This window comes from Candidatus Pantoea rara, assembly GCF_051136265.1.
Lineage (GTDB): Bacteria > Pseudomonadota > Gammaproteobacteria > Enterobacterales > Enterobacteriaceae > Pantoea > Pantoea rara.
On sequence record NZ_CP194944.1, the window covers coordinates 24,674 to 50,982 of the forward strand.

At 53.2% G+C, this 26,309-nt stretch carries 24 protein-coding genes; 11 read left to right on the forward strand and 13 right to left on the reverse strand.

The genetic code is table 11. The features are described from left to right. Positions 1-34: 34 nt before the first annotated feature. The 4 genes from ACR8BF_RS20805 to ACR8BF_RS20820 form a co-directional block, all read right to left on the reverse strand. Complete coding sequence (locus ACR8BF_RS20805) at positions 35-835, reverse strand: MBL fold metallo-hydrolase (RefSeq protein ID WP_179899146.1); 801 nt, start codon at positions 833-835, stop codon at positions 35-37. Positions 836-912: 77 nt separating this feature from the next. Further along, the gene (locus ACR8BF_RS20810; RefSeq protein WP_313537253.1) at positions 913-2,028 is read right to left on the reverse strand and encodes a metallophosphoesterase; all 1,116 of its coding nucleotides are present in this window, start codon (positions 2,026-2,028) and stop codon (positions 913-915) included. A gap of 243 nt (positions 2,029-2,271) precedes the next feature. Further along, on the reverse strand, positions 2,272-4,599 hold the full coding sequence (locus ACR8BF_RS20815) for an FdhF/YdeP family oxidoreductase (protein ID WP_179899148.1): 2,328 nt from the start codon (positions 4,597-4,599) through the stop codon (positions 2,272-2,274). Between the two features lie 642 nt (positions 4,600-5,241). Beyond that, the gene (locus tag ACR8BF_RS20820) at positions 5,242-5,580 is read right to left on the reverse strand and encodes a cupin domain-containing protein (RefSeq protein ID WP_434746265.1); all 339 of its coding nucleotides are present in this window, start codon (positions 5,578-5,580) and stop codon (positions 5,242-5,244) included. Positions 5,581-5,781: 201 nt separating this feature from the next. Between ACR8BF_RS20820 and ACR8BF_RS20825 the strand changes: the two genes are divergently transcribed. Further along, the gene (locus ACR8BF_RS20825; protein ID WP_434746266.1) at positions 5,782-6,519 is read left to right on the forward strand and encodes a 2-phosphosulfolactate phosphatase; all 738 of its coding nucleotides are present in this window, start codon (positions 5,782-5,784) and stop codon (positions 6,517-6,519) included. 47 nt (positions 6,520-6,566) lie between these two features. Here ACR8BF_RS20825 and yajD read toward each other — a convergent pair whose 3' ends face one another. Then, entirely contained in the window at positions 6,567-6,914 is a 348-nt protein-coding gene (yajD, locus tag ACR8BF_RS20830) for an HNH nuclease YajD (protein WP_179899151.1), read from the reverse strand. A 400-nt stretch (positions 6,915-7,314) separates the two neighbouring features. Between yajD and ACR8BF_RS20835 the strand changes: the two genes are divergently transcribed. Next, positions 7,315-10,419, forward strand: coding sequence for an efflux RND transporter permease subunit (locus ACR8BF_RS20835; protein ID WP_434746267.1), 3,105 nt, complete (start codon positions 7,315-7,317; stop codon positions 10,417-10,419). A 59-nt stretch (positions 10,420-10,478) separates the two neighbouring features. Here the strand turns inward: ACR8BF_RS20835 and ACR8BF_RS20840 are convergent, their stop codons facing one another. Both ACR8BF_RS20840 and ACR8BF_RS20845 read right to left on the reverse strand, forming a co-directional pair. Then, positions 10,479-11,504: an alpha/beta hydrolase gene (locus tag ACR8BF_RS20840; RefSeq protein ID WP_434746268.1), complete on the reverse strand. Its 1,026-nt coding sequence runs from the start codon at positions 11,502-11,504 to the stop codon at positions 10,479-10,481. A 68-nt stretch (positions 11,505-11,572) separates the two neighbouring features. Then, complete coding sequence (locus ACR8BF_RS20845) at positions 11,573-12,766, reverse strand: MFS transporter (protein ID WP_434746269.1); 1,194 nt, start codon at positions 12,764-12,766, stop codon at positions 11,573-11,575. Positions 12,767-12,899: 133 nt separating this feature from the next. On the opposite strand from ACR8BF_RS20845, the gene ACR8BF_RS20850 reads away from it, so the two are divergent. Then, positions 12,900-13,796 (forward strand): LysR family transcriptional regulator, encoded by an 897-nt coding sequence (locus ACR8BF_RS20850; RefSeq protein WP_434746270.1) that lies wholly within the window; start codon positions 12,900-12,902, stop codon positions 13,794-13,796. 74 nt (positions 13,797-13,870) lie between these two features. Here the strand turns inward: ACR8BF_RS20850 and ACR8BF_RS20855 are convergent, their stop codons facing one another. Continuing rightward, positions 13,871-14,047: a general stress protein gene (locus ACR8BF_RS20855; RefSeq protein ID WP_008926846.1), complete on the reverse strand. Its 177-nt coding sequence runs from the start codon at positions 14,045-14,047 to the stop codon at positions 13,871-13,873. A gap of 200 nt (positions 14,048-14,247) precedes the next feature. Here ACR8BF_RS20855 and ACR8BF_RS20860 point away from each other — a divergent pair, with 200 nt between their 5' ends. Next, positions 14,248-14,544, forward strand: a complete 297-nt coding sequence (locus tag ACR8BF_RS20860; protein WP_434746271.1) for a hypothetical protein — start codon at positions 14,248-14,250, stop codon at positions 14,542-14,544. A 44-nt stretch (positions 14,545-14,588) separates the two neighbouring features. On the opposite strand, the gene ACR8BF_RS20865 is transcribed toward ACR8BF_RS20860, so the two are convergent. Continuing rightward, positions 14,589-14,876 carry a type II toxin-antitoxin system RelE family toxin gene (locus ACR8BF_RS20865; RefSeq protein WP_313537273.1) on the reverse strand — a complete coding sequence of 96 codons (288 nt, stop codon included), beginning with the start codon at positions 14,874-14,876 and terminating at the stop codon, positions 14,589-14,591. Further along, positions 14,876-15,115, reverse strand: a complete 240-nt coding sequence (locus ACR8BF_RS20870) for a type II toxin-antitoxin system RelB/DinJ family antitoxin (RefSeq protein WP_313537276.1) — start codon at positions 15,113-15,115, stop codon at positions 14,876-14,878. Before ACR8BF_RS20870 ends, ACR8BF_RS20865 begins: the two co-directional genes overlap by 1 nt. A 355-nt stretch (positions 15,116-15,470) precedes the next feature. On the opposite strand from ACR8BF_RS20870, the gene ACR8BF_RS20875 reads away from it, so the two are divergent. Both ACR8BF_RS20875 and ahr read left to right on the forward strand, forming a co-directional pair. Then, complete coding sequence (locus tag ACR8BF_RS20875) at positions 15,471-17,444, forward strand: methyl-accepting chemotaxis protein (protein ID WP_434746272.1); 1,974 nt, start codon at positions 15,471-15,473, stop codon at positions 17,442-17,444. Between the two features lie 104 nt (positions 17,445-17,548). Further along, positions 17,549-18,565, forward strand: a complete 1,017-nt coding sequence (gene ahr / locus ACR8BF_RS20880) for an NADPH-dependent aldehyde reductase Ahr (RefSeq protein WP_434746273.1) — start codon at positions 17,549-17,551, stop codon at positions 18,563-18,565. 42 nt (positions 18,566-18,607) lie between these two features. Here the strand turns inward: ahr and ACR8BF_RS20885 are convergent, their stop codons facing one another. Next, positions 18,608-19,276 (reverse strand): DUF2268 domain-containing putative Zn-dependent protease, encoded by a 669-nt coding sequence (locus ACR8BF_RS20885; RefSeq protein WP_434746274.1) that lies wholly within the window; start codon positions 19,274-19,276, stop codon positions 18,608-18,610. 337 nt (positions 19,277-19,613) lie between these two features. On the opposite strand from ACR8BF_RS20885, the gene ACR8BF_RS20890 reads away from it, so the two are divergent. Beyond that, on the forward strand, positions 19,614-20,393 hold the full coding sequence (locus tag ACR8BF_RS20890) for an MBL fold metallo-hydrolase (RefSeq protein WP_434746275.1): 780 nt from the start codon (positions 19,614-19,616) through the stop codon (positions 20,391-20,393). Positions 20,394-20,467: 74 nt separating this feature from the next. Then, positions 20,468-21,448 (forward strand): GlxA family transcriptional regulator, encoded by a 981-nt coding sequence (locus ACR8BF_RS20895; protein ID WP_434746276.1) that lies wholly within the window; start codon positions 20,468-20,470, stop codon positions 21,446-21,448. A gap of 96 nt (positions 21,449-21,544) precedes the next feature. On the opposite strand, the gene ACR8BF_RS20900 is transcribed toward ACR8BF_RS20895, so the two are convergent. Continuing rightward, on the reverse strand, positions 21,545-21,946 hold the full coding sequence (locus ACR8BF_RS20900; RefSeq protein WP_179899161.1) for an H-NS family histone-like protein: 402 nt from the start codon (positions 21,944-21,946) through the stop codon (positions 21,545-21,547). 272 nt (positions 21,947-22,218) lie between these two features. Between ACR8BF_RS20900 and ACR8BF_RS20905 the strand changes: the two genes are divergently transcribed. Both ACR8BF_RS20905 and ACR8BF_RS20910 read left to right on the forward strand, forming a co-directional pair. Further along, a complete protein-coding gene (locus ACR8BF_RS20905; protein WP_434746277.1) occupies positions 22,219-23,781 on the forward strand; it encodes a sensor domain-containing diguanylate cyclase in 1,563 nt (520 codons plus the stop codon). A 68-nt stretch (positions 23,782-23,849) separates the two neighbouring features. Continuing rightward, a complete protein-coding gene (locus ACR8BF_RS20910; RefSeq protein ID WP_434746278.1) occupies positions 23,850-24,296 on the forward strand; it encodes a VOC family protein in 447 nt (148 codons plus the stop codon). Between the two features lie 216 nt (positions 24,297-24,512). Here the strand turns inward: ACR8BF_RS20910 and ACR8BF_RS20915 are convergent, their stop codons facing one another. Further along, positions 24,513-24,914 (reverse strand): H-NS family histone-like protein, encoded by a 402-nt coding sequence (locus tag ACR8BF_RS20915; RefSeq protein WP_179899164.1) that lies wholly within the window; start codon positions 24,912-24,914, stop codon positions 24,513-24,515. A 1,161-nt stretch (positions 24,915-26,075) separates the two neighbouring features. Between ACR8BF_RS20915 and ACR8BF_RS20920 the strand changes: the two genes are divergently transcribed. Further along, positions 26,076-26,237, forward strand: a complete 162-nt coding sequence (locus tag ACR8BF_RS20920) for a DUF2256 domain-containing protein (RefSeq protein ID WP_313537301.1) — start codon at positions 26,076-26,078, stop codon at positions 26,235-26,237. Positions 26,238-26,309: the final 72 nt, after the last annotated feature.

The window sequence follows — 26,309 nt, forward strand, 5'->3', positions numbered from 1 at the left end:
GGGCGGCTGTTCTCTTCTCCGCGTTTATCGTCCGCTACGCCTGATGATCCTGCAGACAGGCCAGATACTTCTCTCCTGACCCCATCACTTTCTCTTTTGCCTGATGATGAATATCCTGACCTTCAAACGCGCCATAAAGCTGTCCGAAAGTCACACCGGAGAGCCGATGCATGATGTCACCCACGGTGGCGGATGACAGCGGCAGCATATTCGGGTAGCTCCACATAAAGGACACGCCATGCGCACCCGGCGTCACCTGAATAATATCACCCGCCAGAATCACGCCTTCGTCTTCGTCCCAGTGCAGCACGCTGCCACCGGGAAAATGGCCGCCCAGCCGTAACAGCGTCACACCGGGCATCAGCGTCAGCGACTCACCCTGCCAGAGCTGGATATGCGGACTCTCCCTCACAATCCATTGCCGATCGTATGCATGCAGATGAACAGGGGCGTTAAACGCCTCAGCCCACTCCTGCATGGTGGTGTAGTAGTGCGGATGTGAAATCGCGATAGCATCAATGCCACCCAGCGCGGCAATAAGCGTATAAGTGGCATCATCCAGGTTGGCAATGCAGTCCCATAGCACGTTGCCGTGCGGCGTACGCAGCAGAAAAGCGCGCTGGTTGATGGCAAACTCAGGTACGGTTTTAAGGCTTAATAGCGCATCGTTATGCGCCGTCCACTTATTAGCGTGGCTGGCGCGCAATTCATCAAACGCGATCCAGCGCTGACCCGCAGCCGGAACATACTGACGTTCATCCTCACAGATTTTACAGTGCTGATCGGGGGCTGCAGAGGGATAAGCGGTCCCACAGGCGGTACATAACATCGTCATCGTGATCTCCTTTGTTTCACTCAAGCTTATGCACACCTGTGAAAACCGCACTTTCCTGAGGCTATTTCTTCACGCGATTACGGCTGGCGACGCAGGGTAATCCGGGTCAGTTCCGAGGGACGGCCCAGCCTGACCGCCATGCCTGGCCAGAGTGCCGTGCCGTTATTCACATAGAGCTGCATTCCGTCGACCTGATAAAGCCCGGAGACAAACCCGGCATTGGGTTTAGCAAACAGCCGGTCCAGCCCGATAATCAGGCCGCCATGCGTATGGCCGGAGAGCTGCACATCTACCCCCTGCGCCGCGTTCTGGCGGGCATTTCGTGGCTGATGATCCAGCAGAATCACCGGCGCGCTTTCAGGTGCCTGTTCCAGTGCGCGGGCCAGATCCGGGCCGGTCGCGTTTCTTCCCGATGCGGAGGCGTCCGGCAGGCCAGCAATCACCAGCTTTGCGGCTCCGCGCTCGATAACGGTATGGCTGTTGAGCAGAGGCTGTAGGCCCAGTGAGGCCAGATGCGCCGTCCAGATCGCCTGATGGAAGAAATATTCGTGGTTGCCGGTGATGGCCCATACGCCGTCCGGGGCTGCCAGTTTGCGCAGCGGTGCAACGTCATGCCGTCGATGCTCCAGGCTGCCATCGATCACATCCCCCGTCACCACAATCAGATCGGCTTTAAGAGACATCGCCCGTTCAACCATCGCGGCAGTCCAGGCCGCATTAAACAATCGGGTGATGTGAAGGTCGGTCAGTTGCAGCAGCTGATAGCCATCGAACTCAGCCGGAAGGTTGGGCAATACCAGCGTCACCTCTTTGACTGGCGGCACCCGTATTGCCTGCTGTACGCCAAAGGCAGCCATCGCCATTGCCAGCACGACGGCCAGATAGCGAACACCGGGAACCAGCTCCAGCGGATGACGCAGCAACAGGGCGATCAGCATGACCGCATCCATCAGCATCTGAAGCAGTGCCAGCAGCAGCACAGTGCTGTACGCCCAGTTAAATAAGATGATGACGATGCGGGGCATTTCGGCGGAGAACATCCCGCCCGAGGTAAAGCGGCTTACCAGCAGATATTGTGAGGCCAGCAGCACCAGTGCGGAGAGCAGGATCTTGATGGCCAGAGGCATGGATAATGGAATAATGACGCGCGCAATAACATACCAGCTGGGTAAGCTGAAAATCAGGTGAAACATGGCATTTTTCCGGTAGGGCGCTGAATATCCGCGCAGGCAAAAAAGAGACAAGGGTTTATAGAGCCGTTTTCAGCATTGTAGTGTATACGATGCTGCCGTCAGGGTTACTTCACGCCAGGTGCTTTAACGGGGATAAAGCAGGAAGAAAGGATGAGCAAAAACATCTCTGCAGGGCGGAAAAACAAAAAAAGCGTGACCGGTGCACCGGCCACGCTGACAACATTCACATTCTGATACGTCCGATTAGCGTAGAACGCCTGAGGTCGTCTGCGTCTCGTCGGTGACGCGCGTCATGGCGATGGGAATGCTTTTATAGGCGGGAATGCCACTTTTGGTATCGTGGCTGTCGAGCGGCACCATCACATTCGCCTCGGGATAGTAAGCGCCGACTGAACCTGAGGCCATATCAATAATCACGATGGTCAGGTTTTTCATCTGGCGCGAGGTGGGATTGCCCTCCGGGTCCAGCGCCATCAGATCGACACGGTCACCGACCCGCAACTGGCGTTTTTCCGCCTCTTCAGCATTGATAAACAGCACGTCACGCCGGCCCGTTACACCACGATAGCGATCGTTCAGTCCATACAGCGTGGTGTTGTACTGGTCGTGACTGCGCAGGGTGGTGAGTACCAGATCATGGCATTTCAGCGAGCGGGGATCTTCATTGATGCCCTGCATCACCTTAAACTGCGCACGGCCAGATGGCGTAAGCCAGACGCGCTCTGATGCGGCATTATGAAGCCGGAATCCACCCGGATGCTTAATCCGCTCATTGAAGTTTTCAAACGCCGGGAACACCGCTTCAATGGCATCACGGATGCGGCTGTAATCGGCAGCCATGGCTGACCAGTCAACCACGCTGTCTGGCAGCGTTGCCTTAGCAAGGGAGGCCACCAGCGCCGGTTCAGATTTGAGATGAGGCGAAGCCGGTTCCAGCGAGCCACGTGAGGCATGCACCATCGACATTGAATCTTCAACAGTCACACTTTGAACGCCGGTAGCCTGAACATCGCTCTCAGTACGACCCAGCACGGGTAGCAGATAGTTGTGCTTACCGAGTAACAGGTGTGAGCGGTTGAGTTTGGTGGCCATATGTACCACCAGATCCAGTTTGCGCATCGCCGGGAACGTCACCTGTGGATCGGAGATCGCTTCTGCCAGATTGCCGCCCAGACAGAGCAGCGCTTTGGCTTTGCCGTCACGCATCGCCTTAATCGCCTCAACCGCGCCGTGACCATGCTTCTGCGGCGGCTGGAACCCAAACACTTTCTCTATGCCATCCAGCAGCGACTGCGGTGGGATCTCCGTGATGCCCACCGTGCGATCGCCCTGCACATTGGAGTGACCGCGTAACGGACAGATACCCGCGCCTGGCTTACCGATGTTGCCGCGCATCAGCAGCAGGTTGGCAATTTGCTGCACGTTCTGGGTGCCATACTGGTGCTGAGTAATCCCCATGCCGTAACAGATGATGGTGCGTTCAGCACTGGCGTAGAGCCGGGCGATATGCTGGATCTCTTCGCGCGCCATGCCAGAGACTTTCAGAATATGCGCCCAGTCGGTACTCTCCAGGTCGGCTTTCAGGGCGTCAAACCCTTCGGTGTGCTCAGTGATAAAGGCTTCATCAATGACGCCGGGTTCGCCTTTGCTCAGCGCCTCCTCGTGCATAGTGAGCAGGATCTTCATCACCCCTTTCAGCATCGCCGCGTCGCCGCCCACCCGCACTTTGTAGTAAGTCGATGCCAGCTCAGTGGAGCTCATTGATAACATCTCAATCGGGCTCTGCGGTGAAGTAAAACGCTCCAGTCCGCGTTCACGCAGCGGGTTGATCGCCACGATAGTCGCACCGCGTTTAGAAACTTCACGCAGCGTGCCCAGCATACGCGGATGGTTGGTGCCGGGATTATGGCCGATGCAGAGCACGAGGTCACAGTGATCAAAATCTTCCAGCTCTACCGTGCCTTTGCCGACGCCAATCGACTCCGGCAGCCCGACGCTGGTCGGTTCGTGGCACATGTTTGAGCAGTCAGGAAAGTTATTGGTGCCATATTCGCGGGCGAAGAGCTGCCACAGGAACGCCGCTTCATTTGAGGCGCGACCCGAAGTATAAAACTCAACGCTATCCGGATCGTCGTAGCTGCGCAGATGTTCCCCAATTTCCCGGAATGCCGTCTCCCATTCGATGGGCTGATAGGTATCAGTAGCGGCATCGTACTTCATCGGATGGGTCAGGCGACCTTCGCCCTCCAGATGCAGTGCGCTGCGATCCCACAGTTCAGTCACGGTATGGGCAGCAAAAAATTCCGGTGTGGTACGCTTGCTGGTGGCTTCCCACGAGACGGCTTTTGCGCCGTTTTCGCAGAACTCAAAGGATGAGGCATGTTGCGGGTCAGGCCAGGCACAACCCGGACAGTCAAAGCCCTGTGGCTGGTTGACTTTAAACAGGGCAATCACATCCTGCTTCACAGACATCTGGCCACGGATCGCATCCGCAACTGCCTTTAGTGCGCCCCAGCCACCAGCAGCACCACCATAAGGGGCGATGCCATTTGTGCGATTTTGCTCTTTCATAATGCTCCACAGTGTCTCTATTGTTATCCGATAAGCCTGGTACAGAAAAAGTCATCGCAGCGTGAATTCTGGCTATTATTCAGTGAAATTCTCTCTCAAAATGTTTCGGTGAGGGGGCGTTGTGAAGTTAAGCGATCAAATAAAGGATGGGCGGTTACTGGAAACAGACCTATAAACGAGGCGACTCTGCCTGGATTCTGAGCAATGGATAAAAAAATAGAGGCCTCTTTATCTTCGTCGGCAGAATGACAGGGTTAATCTATTGTTTTAATGTAAATAATGATGGGTTGGTGATCGGAGGAGGCGACATTTTACGTAATTGATTCCGGACTGATAACGTTATTTCAGGTGATATTTACGCCTGTGCGCTAACGCCGATAAGATAATACGGTTCATTTTACTTTTTACGCTGATAAACCCTCAGTCTGCATAAAACCTTCTTTTGAGGGACGGGATAACGCGTATTACAAGGATCATAAAATGCCTTTACCAGAACGAATGAGACCGGCAAAAGTCAGTAGCAAAAAGATCAGTGAACTGGCGAAAATGGCTGCAGAGATACTTTCACGCATTGATAATGGCTGATCAGTTTATGGACTCGAGCTGTTCCACAAAGTGTATTGTGATAACGCTGTTTGCAGACTAAGGAAGGTCCGTCCGATCCCCCCGTGTTGTCGGATGAGAAATCACAATAAATTCTACCGGTACATCACTGTTGTTTCTGGCCTGGTGCCTGGCGAGTGGCGGAATTTCGATTCCCTGTTGCGCACTGATCTCATGCAGGTGTCCGTCCAGCTCCATAGTCAGTACGCCCAGAATAACAAAGAAAAACTGCCTGGATACAGCATGATAGTGTTTTTTCTCACTGGTGCCGGGCGGCATTTTTTCATGAATGACCAGCATATCCTTGCGGTTCATCAGGTACCAGCCATCGCACCCGTCACCCCAGACATAGTGTTCTGCATTCTCTTTTGAAATCATTCACCTGCTCCGCAATTATCATGAAAAGGTTTTACGCTCTGGCTCACTATACAAGGCCAGGTTGTTGATTCTCAATTTTTTCAGTTGCAGCGATCACTGACCCGGATTGCTGAATGTGCTGAAACCTTATTTAATCATGACCAGTCAATGGTATGTGTATGAATGACTATCATCCCAACAACCTGCAAGAGAGGATGCGATATGCAATGGTGTAATCAGGAGAGGTTTGACATTCGCCTTGAGTGGGGACCGACGGCCATCAGTTACGCGGCCAGGGACGTGCAGTGCATCGTGATCGTCGATGTGATGTCCTTCTCCACCTGTGTCAGCCTGGCGGTCGACAAGGGTGCGCAGGTTTATCCTTATCCGTGGAAAGATGCCTCTGCCCTTGAATATGCAAACAGCATCGGGGCACAGGCCGCCAGCTTCGGGAGAATATCTGACGCAGCCGGTTTTAGTCTCTCACCTGCATCGATTCAGAAAATAACAGAGGGCGAGAAGCTGGTGCTGCCGTCTCCCAATGGTTCAGCGATCTCATTCCTTGCCCGTGACAGGGATGCGGGCGTAACCGTATTCAGCGGTTGCTTCAGGAACCTTACGCAGACTGCAATGGCCTGCAGGGACTTTGAACGCATTCTGGTCATTCCCTGTGGAGAAAGATGGCCCGATGGCACGCTTCGCCCGGCTATCGAAGACTATACTGCCGCCGGTGGGATTATTGCAGCAATCGGGCGTGATCGCTGTTCTCCGGAAGCAAAAGGTGCGGTTGCCGCCTGGCAACAGCTTAATCTGATGTCTCTTCGCGAATGCTCTTCAGCCCTTGAACTTCAGCAGCGCGGATTTCCTGATGATGTCGATCTCTGCCTGGATCTGGATGGTGCGAAGCGGGTCTGCCAGCTACAGGGAGATTTTTATGCTTCGGTTTCGGGACGGGGCTGAGCCTGTCAGGGTGGGTTGAATATCCTGACAGGCCCAGCGTTCAGGGATTACTTCTTCTTGTTCAGCATCGACTTCAGGTCAGCAAACGGGTTGTAAGTGGCTTCACCAACATCTTTTTGTGCATCCTCCCCTGCCACCACGCGGGTGCCATACTGGTCAGCCTCAGTGTACTTTGAGTGCTCGTGGTCATGACAAAAGAGGCACAACAACTCCCAGTTACTGCCATCTTCCGGATTATTGGTGTGGTCGTGATCGATATGGTGAACCGTCAGTTCGCGCAGGTTTGAATAAACAAATTCGCGTGAGCAGCGTCCACACACCCATGGATAAATTTTAAGTGCTTTCTCACGGTAGCCGCTTTCCAGCCGCGTGTAGTTTTTAGGGATCAGAGCCATTGCCGGGAATACCTGTTATGCAGAGAAAATGTCACGAGAGTGCAGCCAATATATCCCACAATGGAACCGAAGGAGAAATCATCGTGTTCCGCCTGAAAGGGAGTTACATCATCCGGTATGACTGTGCCATCCGGCTAACGGGGCAGTTTTTTTAATCTTTACGCGCTTAACCTCTTCCGACAGCCTGATAATCATCCCTTTGCATGCGTCTTGCTTTCATCTCAGCCAGCGCTAACCTGGCTTGTCAGCAGCTAAGGGGCAGAATATCGCTGCATTCAGCCTGGTGTAAGAAAAGGTAATGTCAGGATGTTTATCCGAACGGTACAACCTATAATCAACGCAGTTTGTTGGCCCGCAGGAATGCAGGTCTTGCACCCGCCCAAAGGAAGAGATCCCGCTGATGTTTTCTCGTTTTTTTATTTATCGTCCCGTCTTTGCATGGGTTGTTGCCATTTTAATAATGCTGCTTGGCGCGCTCTCCATCACCCTGTTACCGGTGGAACAATATCCCGATGTTGCACCGCCCTCAGTGAATATCAGCGCAACTTACACCGGTGCGTCAGCGGAAACGCTGGAGAATAGCGTCACGCAGGTGATCGAACAGCAGCTGACCGGGCTGGATAACCTGCTCTATTTTACCTCCAGCAGCAGCTCGCAGGGGAACGTTTCAGTGACTGTCACTTTCAGCCAGGGCACTGATCCAGACACCGCTCAGGTGCAGGTGCAGAACAAGGTGCAACAGGCGCTCTCCCGTCTGCCCAGTGAAGTGCAGCAGCTTGGCGTCACCGTGACCAAATCCCAGTCGAACTTTCTGCTGGTGATGGGGCTATATGACACCACGGGCAAAAGCAACAGCACGGATATCGGTGACTGGCTGGTGAGTAATATGCAGGAGCCGCTGGCGAGGACCGAAGGTGTCGGTGACATCCAGGTGTTTGGCGGTCAGTACGCAATGCGTATCTGGCTCGATCCCTTCAAACTAAACGCTTTTGCCTTGCAGCCCTCTGACGTGTCGGCGGCAATACGCTCGCAAAACATTCAGGTCTCAGCGGGTAAAATCGGTGGCCTTCCATCGCCCGATAATCAGCAACTTACTGCCACCGTCAGAGCGCAGTCGCGACTGCAGACGCCAGAGCAGTTCCGCAACATCATTGTCAAAAGTGACAAAAGCGGCGCCATCGTGCGGGTGGGAGATGTTGCGCGAGTGGAGCTGGGGGGCGAATCCTATGACATGACCACGCGGCTTAACGGGCATCCTGCAGCCGGTGTTGGGGTGATGCTGGCGCCGGGCGCGAACGCGCTGGCCACCGCGACGCTGGTGAAAAACAAAGTTGAAGAGTATCGCCACTCGATGCCGCAGGGCTACGAAGTGGCGTATGCGCTCGACAGCACCGACTTCATCAAAATCTCGGTTGAGGATGTGGTGATCACCCTGATCGAAGCGATCGCGCTGGTGGTGGTGGTGATGTACCTGTTCCTGCAGAATATCCGGGCGACGCTCATCCCGGCGCTGGCGGTGCCGGTCGTGCTGCTCGGCACCTTTGGTGTACTGGCGCTGTGCGGCTATACCATCAACACCCTGACCTTGTTTGCCATGGTGCTGGCTATCGGGCTGCTGGTGGATGATGCGATTGTGGTCGTTGAGAACGTCGAACGCATCATGCATGACGAAGGTTTGCCAGCGCGTGAGGCAACCGAAAAGTCGATGAAAGAGATCTCCGGTGCGCTGGTGGCTATTGCGCTGGTACTCTCGGCAGTCTTTCTGCCGATGGCGTTTTTTGCCGGATCGACCGGCGTGATTTACCGGCAGTTCTCCATCACAATCATTGCCGCTATGACCTTTTCCGTGGTGGTGGCGCTCACTCTGACACCCGCGCTGTGTGGCATGCTGCTGCGGCCGACAACACCGCATCGCAAAGGCTTCTTTGGCGGTTTTAACCGCTTTTATGCCGCCACCGAGCGCCAGTATCGTCACAAAGTCGTGAGCACCTTGCGTCGCCCGCTGATCATGGTGTCGCTTTATGCGGCAATGTGTGTGGTGTTGTTTATCATGTTCACCCGTCTGCCGGGCAGCTTCCTGCCGACCGAAGATCAGGGCAGCATTATGCTTCAGGCAACATTACCTGCGGGCGCTACGGCCAGCCGCACAGAGGCCGTCAATCAGCAGATTGTTGACTGGTTCCTGACTGAAGAGAAACAGAATATTGATGTGGTCTTCACCATCAATGGCTTTAACTTCAGTGGTGCTGCGCAGAATGCCGGTATGGCGTTTATCAAACTTAAAAACTGGGATCAACGTCCAGGCAGTGAAAACTCTGCCGAGGCGATTGCCGGGCGCGCCACCTATGCGCTGGCGTCGATTCGGGATGCGCAGATCTTTGCACTGACACCGCCATCGGTGCCAGGTCTGGGACAGAACAACGGCTTCACTTACGAGCTGCTGGCCAGCGGCGGCACCACGCGTGAGCAACTGGGTAACCTGCGCGATCAACTGTTACAGCGCGCAGCACAAAGCCCGGAGCTGATCGGCGTGCGGGCGAATATCCTGCCGCAGACCCCGCAGTTGCAGGTTGACATTGATACCAGCAAAGCGGTGGCGCTGGGACTGCAACTGGATGACGTGACCGATACGCTGACCAGCGCCTGGGGCGGCGCCTACATCAATGACTTTATTGATCGGGGTCGTGTGAAGCGGGTTTATGTGCAGGGTGACGGTCAGTATCGCTCAGCACCGTCGGATCTGGATAAGTGGTATATCCGTAACAGTGAGGGCACCATGACGCCGTTCTCGGCGTTTGCCTCAACCCGCTGGACCATGGGGCCGGAAAGCCTGAATCGCTACAACGGCTCAGCCTCCTACGAAATTCAGGGCCAGAACGCCGAAGGATTCAGTTCTGGCGATGCCATGAACACCATTGAGCGGCTGGCCAATGAACTCCCGGCAGGGACAACAGGCGCGTGGAGCGGGCTTTCACTGCAGGAGAAGCAGGCAGGCGGACAGTCCACTACGCTCTATGCGATCTCGATTCTGGTCGTTTTTCTCTGTCTGGCTGCGCTGTATGAAAGCTGGTCAGTGCCGTTTTCTGTGCTGCTGGCGGTGCCGCTCGGCGTCCTGGGTACCGTGCTGGCGGTGGCGTTACGCGGATTGAGTAATGATATCTACTTCCAGGTGGCGTTGCTGACCACGGTCGGGCTGACCTCCAAGAACGCGATACTGATTATCGAATTCGCCGAGGATGCAGTACGTCAGGGCAGTTCACTGAGTGCGGCTGCGTTGCAGGCGGCGCGAACCCGTTTGCGGCCGATCATGATGACGTCACTGGCCTTTATTGCGGGTGTCATCCCACTGGCGGTGGCGACCGGGGCCGGCGCGAACAGCCGCATCGCTATTGGTACCGGCATCATCGGCGGCACGCTGGCAGGCACGGTCCTGGCATTGTTCTTTGTTCCGCTGTTCTTTGTGCTGGTGAAGCACTATCTGACACGCCATCGCAAAGGCCAATAACGCAGACAGCCCGCCTGCAGTTTCCTGCGGGCGGGCTGGAATCGATAATCAGCAGAAGATTAGAGATTCTGTTTAAAGAAGGCTGTCAGTTTCGCGAACGGGATCAGATCAGTGCGATCATAAAGGTCGACATGACCTGCATCAGGCACGATATACAGTTCTTTGGGCTGAGCCGCGCGCTGGAAGGCATCTTCACTGAACTCGCGTGAGTGCGCTTTATCACCGGTGATGAAGAGCATCGGGCGCGGAGAAATGGTCTCAATATCATTGAACGGATAGAAGTTCATGAACTTCACGTTGCTGGTGAGCGTCGGATGCGTGGTGAGTGCAGCTGATGAGCTTTTCGGAGTGAACTCACCGCGAGGTGTCCGGTAAAAATCGTAAAACTCCTTAGCCACTGGCGGTGAATCAGCATCAATTTTATGTGGCGTACCGCCGGTGTAGGCGGTTTTACCGCCGGTGAATTCTGCATAACGTTGCTGTGCCGCTGCTTCAATGATCTGCCTGCGCTGCGCCAGCGTCTGGCTTTTATTCAGCGCATTACGGTTGGCCGATCCCATGTCATACATACTGACGGTCGCAATGGCCTTCATTCGGGAATCAATCTTTGCCGCACTGATGACGAAACTGCCACTGCCACAGATGCCCAGCACACCAATCCGATTGCGGTCGACAAATTCGCGGGTCCCCAGGTAATCCACTGCGGCGCTGAAGTCTTCGGCATAGATATCCGGAGAAACCGCGTTGCGCGGCTGGCCTTCGCTTTCGCCCCAGAATGAGAGATCGATTGCCAGGGTAACAAAGCCCTGCTCAGCCATTTTTTGCGCATAAAGACTGGCGCTTTGCTCTTTGACTGCGCCCATCGGATGACCCACGACAATCGCCGGAAGACGCGCCGTCTTACTCGCCTCTTTGGGTCTGAACAGGGTGCCGGTGACCCCCATCTGATACTGGTTTTTAAACGTCACTTTTTCGCGGGTGACTTTATCGCTTTGATAAAAATTATCGGCTCCGCGCGACATATCGGCCGCGCTGGCTGCAAATGAACTGATCAACAGTCCAAACATCAGGGTTAATGCTCTCATGAAGTGATCCTTATCGGGATTGACGAAGGGTGGGCATTGAATTGCCCTGTTAAACAACGAGCCTGTTATCAGGCTGCGCCTTCCCTGCGGGCGGTGAGCCTCACAAGGAAGGCAGCAACGACGAGTAACGTGGCGCTGATAGCAAACGTGGTCTGCCAGCCTGCATGGTCAAAGGCCAGACCGCCCAGCGTCGATCCCAGCGCAATCGACAGCTGGACGATGGCAACCATTAATCCGCCACCCGCCTCCGCATTATCCGGGAAAGTTCTGGCGATCCAGGCCCACCATCCGGTGGGTGCGGCAGTGGCCACCAGCCCCCAGATGCCCAGTAACGGTGCCACCAGCCACAGCTGATGACCGAACACCATGAGCAGCACTGCAACCACCGCCATGATCAGCGGGATAATCATCAGGGTCAGATAGAATCCCCGCTGCAGAACAACACCGATAATCAGCGTTCCGATAAAGCCCGCGACGCCAATAGTCAGCAGCACCAGCGACAGCGCAGAGACGTCTACCTGCGTCACGGTTTCCAGAAACGGGCGGAGATAGGTAAACAGGGTGAACTGCCCCATAAAGAGCAGGCCGCAGGCGGTCAGGCCCACCGTCACCAGCGGCGAACGCAGCAGCTGGAGGATCGTTCCGCTGCGTTGCCGCGCCTTATTCACCGGCATCGACGGCAGCGTGAACCCTTGCCAGAGCAGGGCGATCAACGCCACCGGCACCAGGCTGAAAAAAGCCCCGCGCCAGCCGATGACAGAACCGAGATAACTGCCCAACGGTGCCGCGATAACGGTCGCCAGCGCATTGCCGGCGTTGAAAATAGCCAGCGCGCGCGGCACCTTATCGGTGGGAACCAGACGGATAGCTACCGCGGCAGACATCGACCAGAACCCGCCAATCACCACGCCAATTAATGCCCGACCCGTCATGTAAGCCAAATAGCTCGACGCCATTGCCACCATCAATCCGGACAGCGCCATCAGCAGCGTTAGCGTCAGCAACAGAATTTTGCGATCGAGATTTCCCGCGATGCGCGTTATCGAGAGGCTAGTGATTACTGCGAGCGCGCCAGAGATGGCGATACCCTGTCCGGCCAGACCTTCGCTGACCGCCAGATCACGTGATAACGGGGATAACAGGCTGACCGGCATAAATTCAGAGGCGATTAGCGCGAATACGCAAAGCGTCATGGCCCAGACGCCACCCCAGTGGGCGGCTTTGTGCTGGGGTGAAGAGTGAGTTGTTTCGGTGGAAGCCATGTTCTGTCCTGTTTCATTTTTTGAAGTGCTGATGAACTCAGGAAATTCTACTGTTTCGCTTTATATTGACTAGCTAATGAATCCTTAATGGGGTTATAACCGGTGCTTATTAGTCTATTGGCGGGAGTGCAGCATGAAACGCAATATGAATGACCTTCAGGCTTTTATTACCGTCGCGCGTGAAGGCAGTTTCACCCGCGCGGCAGCGCTACTGGGCGTGACGCAGCCCGCGCTAAGTCAGACCATTACTGCACTGGAAAACCGGATGGAGATTCGGCTACTGACCCGCACGACGCGTAACGTCTCGCCGACGGCGGCGGGTGAGCGATTGATAGAGGCGATAGGCAATCGATTCGATGAAATAGAAGCGGAACTGGATATGCTGACTGCAATGCGGGACAAGCCCGCCGGCACAGTACGCATTACCTGTGGCCCGCATATTCTGAGTTCACTCCTGATACCCAAACTGACGCCACTGCTGGCGGCTTATCCCGATATCCGGCTCGAATTCGATGCAAATCATGGCTTACGTAACATCGTGGCCGATCGATTCGATGCGGGGGTCAGGATGGGAGACACCATTGATAAAGATATGGTGGCGATGCCAATAACTCCGCCGCTGCGAATGGCGGCGGTGGCTTCTCCTGACTACTTTCGGCGTCACACTGCGCCACAGGTTCCACAGGATCTCCTGCAGCACAATTGCATCAATATGCGACAGGCGACCGCAGGTGGATTGTATGTCTGGGATTTTGACGGAGAAGAGGGGCCATTAAATGTGAGGGTGGATGGTCAGCTGACGTTCAATACTTCAGCACACATCGCAGAAGCGGCGATTGCCGGCCTGGGGATCGCTTTTTTGCCTGAACAGGAAGTTGCAGAAGGGCTGGAGCATGGCACGCTGATCCGGGTGCTGGAGCGCTGGTGTGAGCCATTCCCCGGTTACTATCTCTATTATCCCAGCCGCAAGCAGCATTCACCGGCTTTTAACCTGGTCAGAGAGGCGTTAAGGCTAAAAGAGGGGGAATGATGAACCTATTCTGAGTGTTGACGGAAGAGATGCCATTCCATGGCGTAATACGTCCTAAAGCGCTTTATTCAGAATTACTTAGAAGGACGTCGACTAATCTTGCCGCCTTTCCGACCGGCTTCCCTGGCCTTTTCAGGATCGTTTCTGAAGTTGCCCCCACTGACCTTGCCTCCTGCACTGCCAGCTTCACTCGCTCGTTCTGGATCGTTGGCAAAATTACCGGCACCACCTCTGTATTTCTGTTGTGTCATAGGAAGACCTCATATCAATGTTCCATTAGATAGAAAGGACTAGCTAGTCACACCAGGAAGCATAGTCGTCCGCTTCGTTTATGCAAATGCACAGCCTGAAGTGGTTGATAAGCATGGCGTTAATGTTGAGCAGAGATTTAGCGTCGGCAGGGCAATCGGAGATGAACTACGCTTAAAGGCCTGACGAAAAGGAGAATGTTATGAGTAACGCGACCTTGATCGACACCCTTGAGCTGGGTTCTGATGAGCATAAGCAAAAATATGAAATTTACGGCGATGATGCACAGACGCCCACTTATGCAGTGATCTTAAGGCAGCAGGGCGATAGCTGGCAGCCGCTGGATGAAAAACTCACCTTTGCCGCGCAGGATGAACAGCAGGAAGCGACGGGCTCGATGGGCTATGGTTCCGGCGATACGCTGCCAGATTTACGTGATCTTCCTGCCGAAGCTCGTGAACGCTGCGAGCATCACTGGCAGCAGCAAAGTGGCAGGTAAACAGGAACAGCGCCGCTTTGTTTTGTAACTGTGAAGTCGCCTGTTTAAGAGAGACGCCTGGACGCAGCAGAATAAACCTCTGAGCGCTCTCTTTTCCCGACAGCAACGACAAACACGACCACCCGGTCATCAATTACCTGGTATACAAGTCGATAACCGGATGACCTGAGTTTGATCTTATAGCAGTCAGGCATCCCGCTGAGTTTATTCGCCTCAATTCTCGGTGACTCAAGACACTCAGCCAGCTTCTTTTTAAGCTGTTCACGTACTGTTGGCCCCAGCTTGCGCCACTCTTTCAGTGCCCGTTGATCGAACTCCAGTTGCCAGGTCATTAAAGGTCATCCAGTGTGACCCGGACAGGCTCAGGGTTTCGCAGCCGTTCTTTCACTATCTCTACTAACGCCGCATCTTCGTCACTGAGTAATGTTTGCTTAAAGGGAAGACGTTCATTATCTGCAATATATTCAAGCATCAGGCGCAGCGCATCAGAAGGCGTTACACCCATTTTTTCGAGCGCAGCATAAGATCGTGTCTTCAGGTCATCATCAATTCGAATGTTAATTGTGCCCATAATGAGTTCCTTTGTAATTACATTTGACATTACAATTATCGCACTGATGAGTCTGTATCGCAAACAGTAAACATTAGTCTCCCGCACAGCTTTACATCTGCCCGTCAGATTCCACTTCCGTATTATTTTATGCTACGTAAATGTAACAAACTCATTCATCAAACCAACTGCAGCAATCGCTAAAGGTTTTCACGCTACTGGCGATAACTCAATGACGTTGAGCGCGCTAATCAATGATGAAACCGACACTCAGCGACGAGTTCTGAACGCGAACGGACCTGCTTTAGCCCTCCTTTTATACACATCAGCAAGCGTGAGCTTAAGCGCAACTTACTCTAATAAAAGCGAAAATAATATGTCGATCATTAAGACGATCAAAAGTCGCCTGCCTGTTGCCCGTCTCAGGCGTAGCAGCCAGCCAGCGAATGGCACCTGGGATTGTCGTGCGTTGCCGGAATCACTCTCTGCCATCGGGTTAAACTCGCGCGCGGGCGGGATTCTGATGACTTTTGTTCCGCCTGAAGCCGATTTTCAGCGCGTCAGTCAGGCCTGGCAACGCTTTAACTCAGCCGATTTGACCGTGCTGACACTCTCTTCCAACGGTGCACTGAGCAGCAGCCGATCGCAAAGTACTTACTGTGATGGCAATGGCCCGGAGGGAAGTTATCTCTGGCTGCCGGACACCCTGATCGCCAGCCATGAGACGCACATTGTCGATCTGCACGTCGCCGACACGCAGACGGCCAGCCAGCGCATTACCGCCATCCAGCAGGAGCTGGCGCGGCTGCAGGTGCGGATGCCGCTCTCAGCCGATCGTACTTTCGCCATGATTTACTGTGATGGACTCTCGGCGTCTGAAGGCTTTCTGATGCAGGCCTGGTACAACTGCGGGCGTTTTCCCTGTCTGGCGATTGGCGGATCAGCTGGCGGGAAAATCACTTTCGATGGCACCTGGATTGGTACCGGTGGCAAGGTGCTGCAGGGCAAGGCGGTGATCGTGTTCTGTCAGATGGCGCCGGGAAAATCCTTTGCTCCGTTTAAAAGCCAGAACTTTACCCCACGCGATCAGAGCTGGTTAATTGCGGAAGCCGATCCGGTTGCACGCACCGTTACCTCTGTATTTAACCGCCAGGGTCAGCAGCAGCCGTTTGTCGCCTCGCTGTGTGAATACCTTAACTGCACCGACGCGCAGCTGACCGAACGGTTAAAAGGGTTAACCTTCGGCGTTAAAGTCGGCGGGGAGTACTTCATTCGCTCGATCGCTAAAATTGAATCGGGTGGCGTGCAGTTTTTTTGTGACCTTGAGTTTGGCGATCGGCTGTTCCTGATGGAGGAGAAGGATTTCAAACAGGCAACACAGCAGGAGTGGCAGGCATTTACTGCTCAGCACGGTAAACCGGCTGCCATTCTGATGAACGACTGTATCCTGCGTCGTGTTGGTAATGTCGATAAGCTGCACAATGCTCACTTCTTTAAAGGCATCGCTGCTGCCGGTTTTTCCAGCTTTGGTGAGATCCTGGGCGTGCCAATCAATCAGACGCTTTCGGCCCTGGTGTTCTTCAATCATGACGTCAAAGCGATGACCCAGTTCCCGGTGGAGTATGCCGGTTACGCAGCACATTACGCGCAGCGCGCGCTGCGCCGCTGGGAGGCGCTGAACAGCATTCAGACGCGGGTGCTGGATCGGGTTATCAACTATCAGCAGGCGCTGACGCCATTGATGGAAGCGCTGCCGGTGCTGGAAAACGCGACCCAGAGCCAGGGCGAAACGCTGAGCCTGGCAGAAAGTAGTATCCGTAGCATCAGCAACATCGCTACTGAGAGTCAGCAGGCGCAGGGGCGACTGGATGACGGGCTGGACGATCTGGAAAAAATCTCCAACGGCATTAATGAGATTACACATGGCATCAGCAATATTGCTTTCCAGACCAACATTCTGGCGCTGAACGCCGCAGTAGAAGCGGCACGCGCAGGCGAAGCTGGCCGAGGCTTTGCTGTGGTTGCGGGCGAAGTTCGTCGTCTGGCACACTCATCGAAAGAACAGGCTGAAGCCACGGCCAGTAACATTGGTGAGGCAGTCAGCACCATCTCACGTATCAGGCTGGTGGCCGGCGACTCTGCACAGACCGCCGCGCAGATGGCGGAACGCAGTATCAGTGCTGCCGATACGCTGGCGGCCATGAATCAGCAGACCCAACATGAGCGCGCCGACATAGCGAAGCATCTCGGCAGCCTGCGCGAACTGACGCAGGGAATGGACGCTATGCAGGAAGCCGTCGCGCAGCTCAAGGTGTTACAAACTCTTTCAGGCGCGCAGGTTAAAGGCTGAATTATCTGAATAAAAGACAATAAAGTGCGGTGTAAGCGCAACGGCCAGGCAAGGCTGGCTTTCAGTTGTTACACTTGTCCGTGATTAATCACGCAGAGGTATGAATGAAAATTAAAAGTTATGCAGCCATGCAGGCTGGCCAGGCCCTTGAACTCTATGAGTACGATGCCGCCGAACTGGCAGCCGAAGAAGTCGAAGTCCAGGTAGAATACTGTGGCGTCTGTCACTCCGACCTGTCGATGATCGATAACGAGTGGGGCATCTCTCAGTTCCCGGTGATTGCAGGACATGAAGTTATTGGCCGGGTTTCTGCCCTGGGCGAAGCGGCTAAGAACAAAGGTCTCTCAATCGGCCAGCGTGTAGGAATTGGCTGGACAGCAAAAAGCTGTCAGCACTGCGACGCCTGCATCAATGGCGAGCAGGTTAACTGCCAGCAGGGCAGCATCCCGACCATCATGAACAAAGGTGGTTTTGCCGAGAAGCTGCGCGCCGACTGGCAATGGGTTATCCCGCTGCCGGAAAAACTGGATGTGGCGAGCGCCGGTCCGCTGCTGTGTGGTGGTATCACCGTATTTAAACCGCTTCTGATGAGCAACATCACGGCCACCAGCCGTGTAGGTGTGATTGGTATCGGTGGTCTGGGTCATATCGCCATCAAAATCCTGCACGCGATGGGTGCTGAAGTCGTGGCATTCAGTTCAACGCCGGGTAAGAAGCAGTCAATCCTGGATATGGGCGCAGATGAAGTGGTTAACAGCCGCGATCCTGAAGCTCTGAAGAAGCAGGCAGGGCGTTTTGACCTGATCCTGAGCACTGTGGCGGTCGATCTGGACTGGAAACCTTATTTCGCAGCGCTGGCACCTCAGGGTAAATTCCACACCGTGGGCGCCGTGATGAAGCCGATTGAAGTCAGTGCTTTTGACCTGATCCTGGGCGACAAAGCGGTAACCGGTTCATCAACCGGCTCACCAGGCCAGCTGCGCTCGCTGCTGCGTCTCGCTTCCCGTGCGGATATTGCCCCACAGGTTGAGTTCTTCCCGATGTCGGACATCAATAAAGCGCTGGATCATGTCCGCGCCGGTAAAGCCAATTACCGTGTAGTACTGAAAGCCGATTTCTGATGCGAATCTGAAATGACATGCCGCAGCCTGCTGCGGCATTTTTTATTTTTTCACCAGTCCATTCGCCAGGCCCGCAGTGATCACCTCATCGGCTGTCACGTTGATCCATTTTTCGGCTGAACATTCTGCGTTATCACGCAGCCAGACGGCAACCATCTGGTAGCCCAGCGTATACCCATACCATCGGCGATAGTCACCCGTGCCGTAGAACCAGGCGGAATGATCGTAGTGAGGGCTTTGCAATGTCGTGAGCGCCACGGGATTAGCCAGCAATTCGTTCAGCGCAATGGCTCGTTCCCAGGGCTCTGCTGCAGTGTTAAGCAGCCAGCTAACAAACTGACCAGCCAGACCTTCACTGACCATCGCTTCACCCAGCGTCCATCCATATCCTGGTCCGCGCATCCGCAGGCAGTGATGCACTTCATGCAGGATCTGCCGCACCAGCGTACCGTTTTCCAGCATCTGAATCAGATTCGGATTTTCCGGATCAAGGTTCAGACAAAACAGTGTGCGATTGTAAGCCCTGCCTGAAAAACCGAATTCAGGTATCGCTGCCTCAGGCATGCATTGAATCAACATATCCAGACGAGGGACCCGCATCGTGGATGAAAGCTGCTCGCAGGCAATTCTGGCGGCCCGGACTATTGCCGGTTTGTAGTGCTCAATATCACCAGATGCCTCCAGCCAGTGCATTTTCCATAGGTCGTTCACAGACTTTCCTCTCAGGGATTGATAATCAGAACGCAGGTCCGTGACCCGCCTGGGACACTTGCACTTTACCCGGCAATGTTTTCAAAAAACAACGGCGCAACGCGTTATATTCTGTCGGCAGAGATGAGGCGTGTTGTTAAAACAATGGTAAAGACTGCCCTGTCTTAGCATCGTGGCGACGTCTGTACCATGGCACAAAGAAATATCACAGTTTGGCCCAATTTCATCGAATACTGACCTCCGGGCCTGTCACGTGCGGGCAGCAGACTACCGTAAAGTGAACGCATAGTAGCCAGTGAATCTGGCTGATGTTAATGAGACTTTTCACGGAGCTAAAATGACGCTGACCCAGATTCGAAATGCCACACTGGTACTGACCTATGCAGGCAAAAAATTCCTGATCGATCCTATGCTGGCCGAAAAAGAGGCCTGGCCAGGCTTTGCCGGTAATGCGCGTCCCCATCTGCGGAATCCAATGGTTGAGCTGCCTGTTCCGGTTGCTTCACTACTGGCAGTTGATGCAGTGATTGTCACCCATACGCACATGGATCACTGGGATGAGGCAGCGCAGCAGTTAGTGCCGAAGACAATGATGATCTATAGCCAGCATGAAGCTGATGCCGCGCTGATTCGTTCGCAGGGGTTTGAAAACGTTAGCGTGCTGCAGGATAAAAATCAGTTTATTGACGGCCTGATAATCTATAAAACCGACGGGCAGCACGGCAGCAATGCGTTGTATGCCGACAGGATTATGGGCGATTTTCTTGGCGATGCCTGTGGTCTGGTCTTTACACATCCATCAGAAAAAACACTCTATATTGCTGGCGATACGGTTTGGGTTAAGCCCTATGTCAGAACGCTGCAACGTTTTCAGCCGCAGGTCGTGGTAATGAACACCGGCAATGCGACCAACGATCTTTATGGCCCGATTATCATGGGAAAAGAAGATACGTTGCAGACGTTAAAAATCCTGCCGGAAGCGACGCTGGTTTCCTCACACATGGAGGCGATCAACCACTGTTTACTGACGCGTGCTGAGCTGCGCGCTTATACCCTGGAACAGGGCATTGCTGAGCAGGTGCTGATCCCGGAAGATGGTGAAACAATGACGTTCTGAGCCGTATGACATTAAACCGGCCCATTTGCGCGAAAGATTCTCAATCATACGTTTTCACATAACAAGGAGGGGAGATGGCTGCTCTGAGAGTCGCAGTGCTGGCAACGGCCGGTTTCAGTCCGTTTCACTTTTCCGTTCCCTGCATTTTGTTCGGCTCGGCACTGCCACAGCAGGATCTGTTTCATGTTGATGTCTGCGCAGAAAAACCAGGCCCGGTGATCTCAGATATGGGGTTGTCAATCATGGTTGAGCAGGGTCCTGAACCGCTTGATAAGGCGGACATCCTTATTGTTCCTTACTGGCACAATCCGGCTGAAAAACCGGCGCAGGCGCTGCTTGATAAACTGGTGGCGGCGTGGCAGCGCGGCGCGGAAGTGGTTGGACTTTGTCTGGGCACTTACGTACTGGCTTATGCCGGTCTTCTTGATCAGCACCGGGCGGCTACCCACTGGGAATTTGAGCGCGACTTCAGCGAGCGGTTTCCGCAGGTTCACCTCGACAGTAATGCCCTTTATACCCGTGATGAACGTCTGATTACCTCTGCGGGCACTGCGGCGGGCATCGACTGCTGTCTGGATATCATCCGTCAGCACTATGGCAGCGCCATTGCTAATCGGGTTGCCAGACGCATGGTCGTGCCGCCGTATCGTGAAGGCGGTCAGGCGCAGTTCATTGAGCGGCCGGTTCCGGAAACGACGCGTGATGGAAAGATCAACGCACTGCTGTCGTCACTGCGGGAAAATCTGCATCAGCCGCAGGATCTGAACACACTCGCGCGCACGCTCAGTATGAGCCGGCGCACGCTGACGCGTCATTTTCACAAGGCGACGGGGATGTCACTGGGCGAGTGGCTGACGGCCGAGCGTCTGCTACGTAGCCAGGTTTTACTGGAAACAACCGGTATCAGTATTGAAGGGGTAGCAGAAAAGGCGGGCTTTGATTCCCCCGTGTCTTTTCGTCAGCGTTTTAAATCCCGGTTTGGCGTTTCTCCCAGTGAGTGGCGCCGGACATTTCGTGGTCCACAGTCGATGATGAGTGATGAGAAAGCAGGATAAGAGTCAGGCCCGGATGAATATCTGCGCCCAGGGGTTTTTCATGCCGGAATATTGCCGCGCAGTGGCGGTCAGCATTCCGGCAGACATGTATTGCGATTAAATCAGAAAGTCATCCAGTGACTGGCCGTTTTCGATCGCTGTTTTAATTGCGGAGGGAGTACGGCCCTGACCGGTCCAGTAACGAACCTGACCATTTTCATCGCTGTAACGGTATTTCGCCGGACGCTTCGCGCGTTTCTTTGTGCCGGTTGTTGAAGCAGATGCGCTATTTACCAGCTCCGCCGGGTTAATACCCTCTTCCAGTAACAGCTCCTGGTAAAACGCCAGTTTTTCCGCTTTTTCGCGGGCTTCTGCTTCCCGCGCGCTTTCCTCTTCACGGCGTTCATTTACAACGGTTTCTAATTTCTGGCGTAACTCTTCCAGCAGATCCAAATCCATGTTTCGTGCCTCGGCACGAATAGTGCGGATATTATTCAGGCTGCTCAGGTTTTTACTCATAAAATCCCTCAAATACTCAACTTAATCAATCAAGTGCAAATTATTCAGGCAGCAAGGGTAACATTTACTCCCCCGATATTTGAAGTCTTAATGAAGCTTAATTCGCTATTTATGCTGCCTTTATGGTGCTGATTGAGCCAGATAAGCGGGAAATTTAAGCGGAATCTGCTGGGAAATGCGAATTGTCATTATCGAACCGAATTGAGGGATTTACATTTTGGCTTTTGGTTAACTGTGATTAAATCAGTTATCGGGGTTTATTAAGGGCTGGCATGACGTTTCGCCGCAAAAATGATGAGCCAGCGGCAAAAATTTCGCCGCTGCTGAGAAGTATTATCCTTTCTGGCGTATTGCTCAGCGTGGCGGTGATTGGCTTAAATCTTTGGACGCTGCGCAAAGACTGGAATGATACCGTCGGGATGACTGAAGATAATGCCGTGAATCTCTCACTGTCACAGGCACGCCAGGCCGATGATACTTTTTTGCAAATTGAACTCTCACTGCGTGAAGTGCAACGTGAGCTCGAAAAGCAGATCGCGACGACCGGCGTGGAGAGTGAGGCGATGAGCCATACAATGCGCCTGTTCCAGAGACGCCTGCCGCAACTTCATGGCTTGTTTTATTATGATGCGCAGGGGAAATGGATAGCGACCTCTATGGGCAGAATACCGCCTGACATTGATAACGCCGATCGTGAATATTTCGATTATCATCGCGCCAGTCCGCGAGATAACCTGCATGTTGGCCCGGTGATTTGCAGTCGCAGCACTCACGAACAGGTAATACCGGTTACGCTTCGGGTGAATGATGCGTTCAACGGTTTCCGGGGTGTTTTACTCGCCACCATTAAAGTGGACTATTTCCGCCGCTTCTACAATTATTACGAACTCAGCGAGGGAGATGTGCTGGTTCTGATGCTGGCAGACAGTACGGTGCTTTACGCCCGTCCGATGCCGGATAGCTACATCGGCAAAAACCTCTCGGTAAGTCCGCTTTTCCTGAAGATGCTGGCCCATGCTGATAAAGGCAGCGGTCAGTGGACAGCTGCGCTTGATGGTAAAAAACGTATTTTTGGCTTTGTTCGCTCACAGCGCTATCCGCTGGTGGTTGCCGCCGGATATGACAAACAAGCGCTCTTTAACCACTGGCTGAAGAGCCGGGTACAGAATCTGATTCTCAGCCTGGCTTTGCTGATTGTGATTCTTTCACTGGGCGCATTTCTATTGCGTCAGGCGCGGCATACATTGCGTTACCAGCTTGAACTGACCCGACTTCGCGATGAACTGACCGCGGCTAATCGCTCACTGGAAAACCAGGCACAGAGTGATGGGCTGACAGGGGTTGCCAACCGGCGTCATTTTGATCACATGCTGACTGAAAGCCTGCAAAGCGCGGAATGCAACGGCCAGCCAGTGTCATTGATCCTGTTCGATATCGATTACTTTAAACGTTATAACGATACCTATGGCCATGTGGCCGGTGATGACTGTCTGAAAAAAGTGGCTAACGTACTGAAGAACACCGGACGACGTAAAAACGGAATCACGGCCCGATATGGTGGGGAAGAATTTGCCATCATCCTTATCGGGCAACCGCTGTCAGCAGCGCTAGAGCTCGCTGAATCCATTATTGCTGCCATTAATCAGCTTGCTATTCCACACTTCACAACGGCGCTGCCGCAAGAGCATGTCACTATGAGTGCAGGCTGCGCTGTCTGGCTTGCGTCTGACCCGGCACAAGGGAAACAGGCGCTGATAGAACGCGCCGATGAGGCGTTGTATCGCGCGAAGCGGGCAGGGCGCAACCAGGTGATGTGCGAAGAACGTAACGGCTGAGCATCCCTGATCAAATCCGGAATGACATCTGTGGCAAGGTGATTGCTCAATGAGAACAGGGAGCAGCCATGTCAAACGATACCGGTTTTACTCATCTTGCTTTACAGGTTCGCGATGTAAATAAGAGCGTAGATTTCTATCAGCGTTATGCCGGGATGCAGGTAATACACCAGCGTGAACCGGGTATTCCCGAAGCACAAAAAGTCGCGTGGCTGTCAGATTTAACCCGACCTTTCGCGCTGGTGCTGGTGCAATCTGACACCAGTGAAGATACGCCGCTGGGTCCCTTTGGTCATATCGGCGTGGCCTGCGCCAGCCGCGAAGAGATAGATGAAAAAATGGCAATTGCACGGACTGAAGGCGTGTTGCGACGCGAGGCACAACAATATGGTGCGCCAGTGGGGTACTGGGCATTGTTTGCCGATCCTGATGGTAATACGCTTGAGCTTTCTTACGGGCAGCAGATCGGGTTAGAAATTATCACAGCCCGCAACGCGCAATCGCTGAATAAATAGAGCGCCTTAGGAAATGGAATGCAATCTATTGCCGCGAGTGCGATTGAGCAAATTTCAGTTATTACGTTCAGTCAGGTCAAAGCCTGAACGGGATTGCGGTTTAAAGGCAGGTTATCCAGGCACCAGGGCCAGTCGTAACTGGTAATTGAGCTGGGGATGCCTGTTAAGGCAGCTTGAAAAACCGCCTGACCAAATCAGGCGATTTTTCATTTATGATTAAATCAGGAAATCGTCCAGCGATTTACCTTCATCAATAGCTGTTTTAATAGCTGATGGGGTTCGCCCCTGACCGGTCCACTGCTTAACGTCACCATTTTCGTCGGTGTACTGATATTTAGCCGGACGAGGTGCACGTTTCTTCTTCTCTGCTGGCGCTGCTGGCATACCATTTAAAAGTTCATTAGGGTCGATACCTTCCTGCAACAGTAATTCACGGTATTTTGCCAGTTTCTCCGCCTTTTCGCGGTTAGCCGCTTCAGAGGCCTGAGCTTCTTCACGTCGCTCACTGACTACCACCGACAGTTTTTCCAGCATTTCTTCCAGGGCAGCCAGGTCAAGCTCGCGTGCGTTTGCGCGAAGGGTACGGATATTATTCAAGCTGTTGAGAGTGTCACTCATCAAAGTCACCATAGTCATGTTCAGATAATAAAATACAGAGCGGGTTCACGCTGATGCTTTTCGTCAGACCTGCTTTTTTAAGATGCTTGCCTTCGAAGAATCAAAATACAGAACCGATAGTTCAACGCTAACATATTAATCGCTTTCTAAGAGAGTTTAAACTGTAGTTAACGTATAACCCTTCAACAAAAGTAAAGTTACTCTTTTTTTTACGCTGTTCGCTCAAATTGTCAAAACGGCGCACAGTCTGAGACGCGGGATAATTTAGTCACATTATGGATCAATGGTGCATTGACGTTCAATTTTGCTAGCCTCGCTTCGCTAATCCTGTACTTGTGTTGTTATGTGAGTTAAACGCAGAGGTACACATCAGTCCCTGTAAATGGATATGATCACCAGCTTAATCGTAATAGTGTTCAAAAATCAGATAGCAAAATTACTAAAATAACGAACCCGTTCATTTATTAGGGTTATATGTAACCCTATGATAGTGAATTATTTATATCTGGTTAACCTCACTGGTTATGCGAAGAAAAACGGTTGCCTGCTTACTGGCTGATGTTAAGGATTTGCAGAGACCGGCAATTAAGTGGATACAACGGCGTCGAATCGAAGATCACCTTCCTGTCCAGGGAATGATTATTTACAGGCGTAATGACTTTTTTAATCGTGTGTAAAGATCTGAAGAGCCAGGATGTTGACAAGGCAATCATAAGTAACATTATTTTTCGTAATTGCCTTGTACGCTGATATCGCGACCAAATGTAGCGATCATTGTTGCCGTCAATATCCCTCTGTGCCGTTCCTGAGTCAGTGTGTTTTTCACTCACCTCGCACAGCGGTTCCCAACACATTGATGAACAGGCCGGACAATAATCGGGTCTGGTATGCTGGCGGTGTTTCAGTGAGTGTGCTTAGTTAACCAGGAGAATTAATTTGTCCTTCGCGTACTCGTGCATCAAAAGTCCAGGCGATACCGATCTTGCCGGACGATTTGATAGCAACTTTGTTAACAAATGATGAGAGATTTTGTCAGACAAGCAAGTCAGGATGGCTAAAACCGAGGTTCAGTCGTCTGCATTTACCTTGAACAGGACTAAGCTACACGGCAGGAGAGATACGCTATCGCCCGTAACATAGGGTTTTCCAGGAGAGACTTACGTGTTTAAAGGCAATAAAAAATCCTTACCCGTTCGATACTGCAAAACGTGTAACAAGCCAATGTCGTGGCGGAAAAAGTGGGAAAAGTGCTGGAACGAGGTGATGTATTGTTCGGAACGTTGTCGGCGACATCGTACTGCACAGCAAAACGATAATGTCTGAATAAATTCTGAGCGTGACCCGTAAAACTCAACAGAGCGGGCCAGGGTTTGACCTGGCCTCTGACAGGCTGAT

Coding starts and splice junctions, on each gene's coding strand:
- ACR8BF_RS20895 (WP_434746276.1), top strand. CDS start 20,468: ATGGCTGCTCTGAGAGTCGCAGTGCTGGCAACGGCCGGTTTCAGTCCG.
- ACR8BF_RS20875 (WP_434746272.1), top strand. CDS start 15,471: ATGTCGATCATTAAGACGATCAAAAGTCGCCTGCCTGTTGCCCGTCTC.
- ACR8BF_RS20825 (WP_434746266.1), top strand. CDS start 5,782: ATGCAATGGTGTAATCAGGAGAGGTTTGACATTCGCCTTGAGTGGGGA.
- ACR8BF_RS20850 (WP_434746270.1), top strand. CDS start 12,900: ATGAAACGCAATATGAATGACCTTCAGGCTTTTATTACCGTCGCGCGT.
- ahr (WP_434746273.1), top strand. CDS start 17,549: ATGAAAATTAAAAGTTATGCAGCCATGCAGGCTGGCCAGGCCCTTGAA.
- ACR8BF_RS20905 (WP_434746277.1), top strand. CDS start 22,219: ATGACGTTTCGCCGCAAAAATGATGAGCCAGCGGCAAAAATTTCGCCG.
- ACR8BF_RS20915 (WP_179899164.1), bottom strand. CDS start 24,914: ATGAGTGACACTCTCAACAGCTTGAATAATATCCGTACCCTTCGCGCA.
- ACR8BF_RS20805 (WP_179899146.1), bottom strand. CDS start 835: ATGACGATGTTATGTACCGCCTGTGGGACCGCTTATCCCTCTGCAGCC.
- ACR8BF_RS20870 (WP_313537276.1), bottom strand. CDS start 15,115: ATGGGCACAATTAACATTCGAATTGATGATGACCTGAAGACACGATCT.
- ACR8BF_RS20835 (WP_434746267.1), top strand. CDS start 7,315: ATGTTTTCTCGTTTTTTTATTTATCGTCCCGTCTTTGCATGGGTTGTT.
- ACR8BF_RS20840 (WP_434746268.1), bottom strand. CDS start 11,504: ATGAGAGCATTAACCCTGATGTTTGGACTGTTGATCAGTTCATTTGCA.
- ACR8BF_RS20845 (WP_434746269.1), bottom strand. CDS start 12,766: ATGGCTTCCACCGAAACAACTCACTCTTCACCCCAGCACAAAGCCGCC.
- ACR8BF_RS20860 (WP_434746271.1), top strand. CDS start 14,248: ATGAGTAACGCGACCTTGATCGACACCCTTGAGCTGGGTTCTGATGAG.
- ACR8BF_RS20865 (WP_313537273.1), bottom strand. CDS start 14,876: ATGACCTGGCAACTGGAGTTCGATCAACGGGCACTGAAAGAGTGGCGC.
- ACR8BF_RS20820 (WP_434746265.1), bottom strand. CDS start 5,580: ATGATTTCAAAAGAGAATGCAGAACACTATGTCTGGGGTGACGGGTGC.
- ACR8BF_RS20810 (WP_313537253.1), bottom strand. CDS start 2,028: ATGTTTCACCTGATTTTCAGCTTACCCAGCTGGTATGTTATTGCGCGC.
- ACR8BF_RS20815 (WP_179899148.1), bottom strand. CDS start 4,599: ATGAAAGAGCAAAATCGCACAAATGGCATCGCCCCTTATGGTGGTGCT.
- ACR8BF_RS20910 (WP_434746278.1), top strand. CDS start 23,850: ATGTCAAACGATACCGGTTTTACTCATCTTGCTTTACAGGTTCGCGAT.
- ACR8BF_RS20900 (WP_179899161.1), bottom strand. CDS start 21,946: ATGAGTAAAAACCTGAGCAGCCTGAATAATATCCGCACTATTCGTGCC.
- yajD (WP_179899151.1), bottom strand. CDS start 6,914: ATGGCTCTGATCCCTAAAAACTACACGCGGCTGGAAAGCGGCTACCGT.
- ACR8BF_RS20855 (WP_008926846.1), bottom strand. CDS start 14,047: ATGACACAACAGAAATACAGAGGTGGTGCCGGTAATTTTGCCAACGAT.
- ACR8BF_RS20890 (WP_434746275.1), top strand. CDS start 19,614: ATGACGCTGACCCAGATTCGAAATGCCACACTGGTACTGACCTATGCA.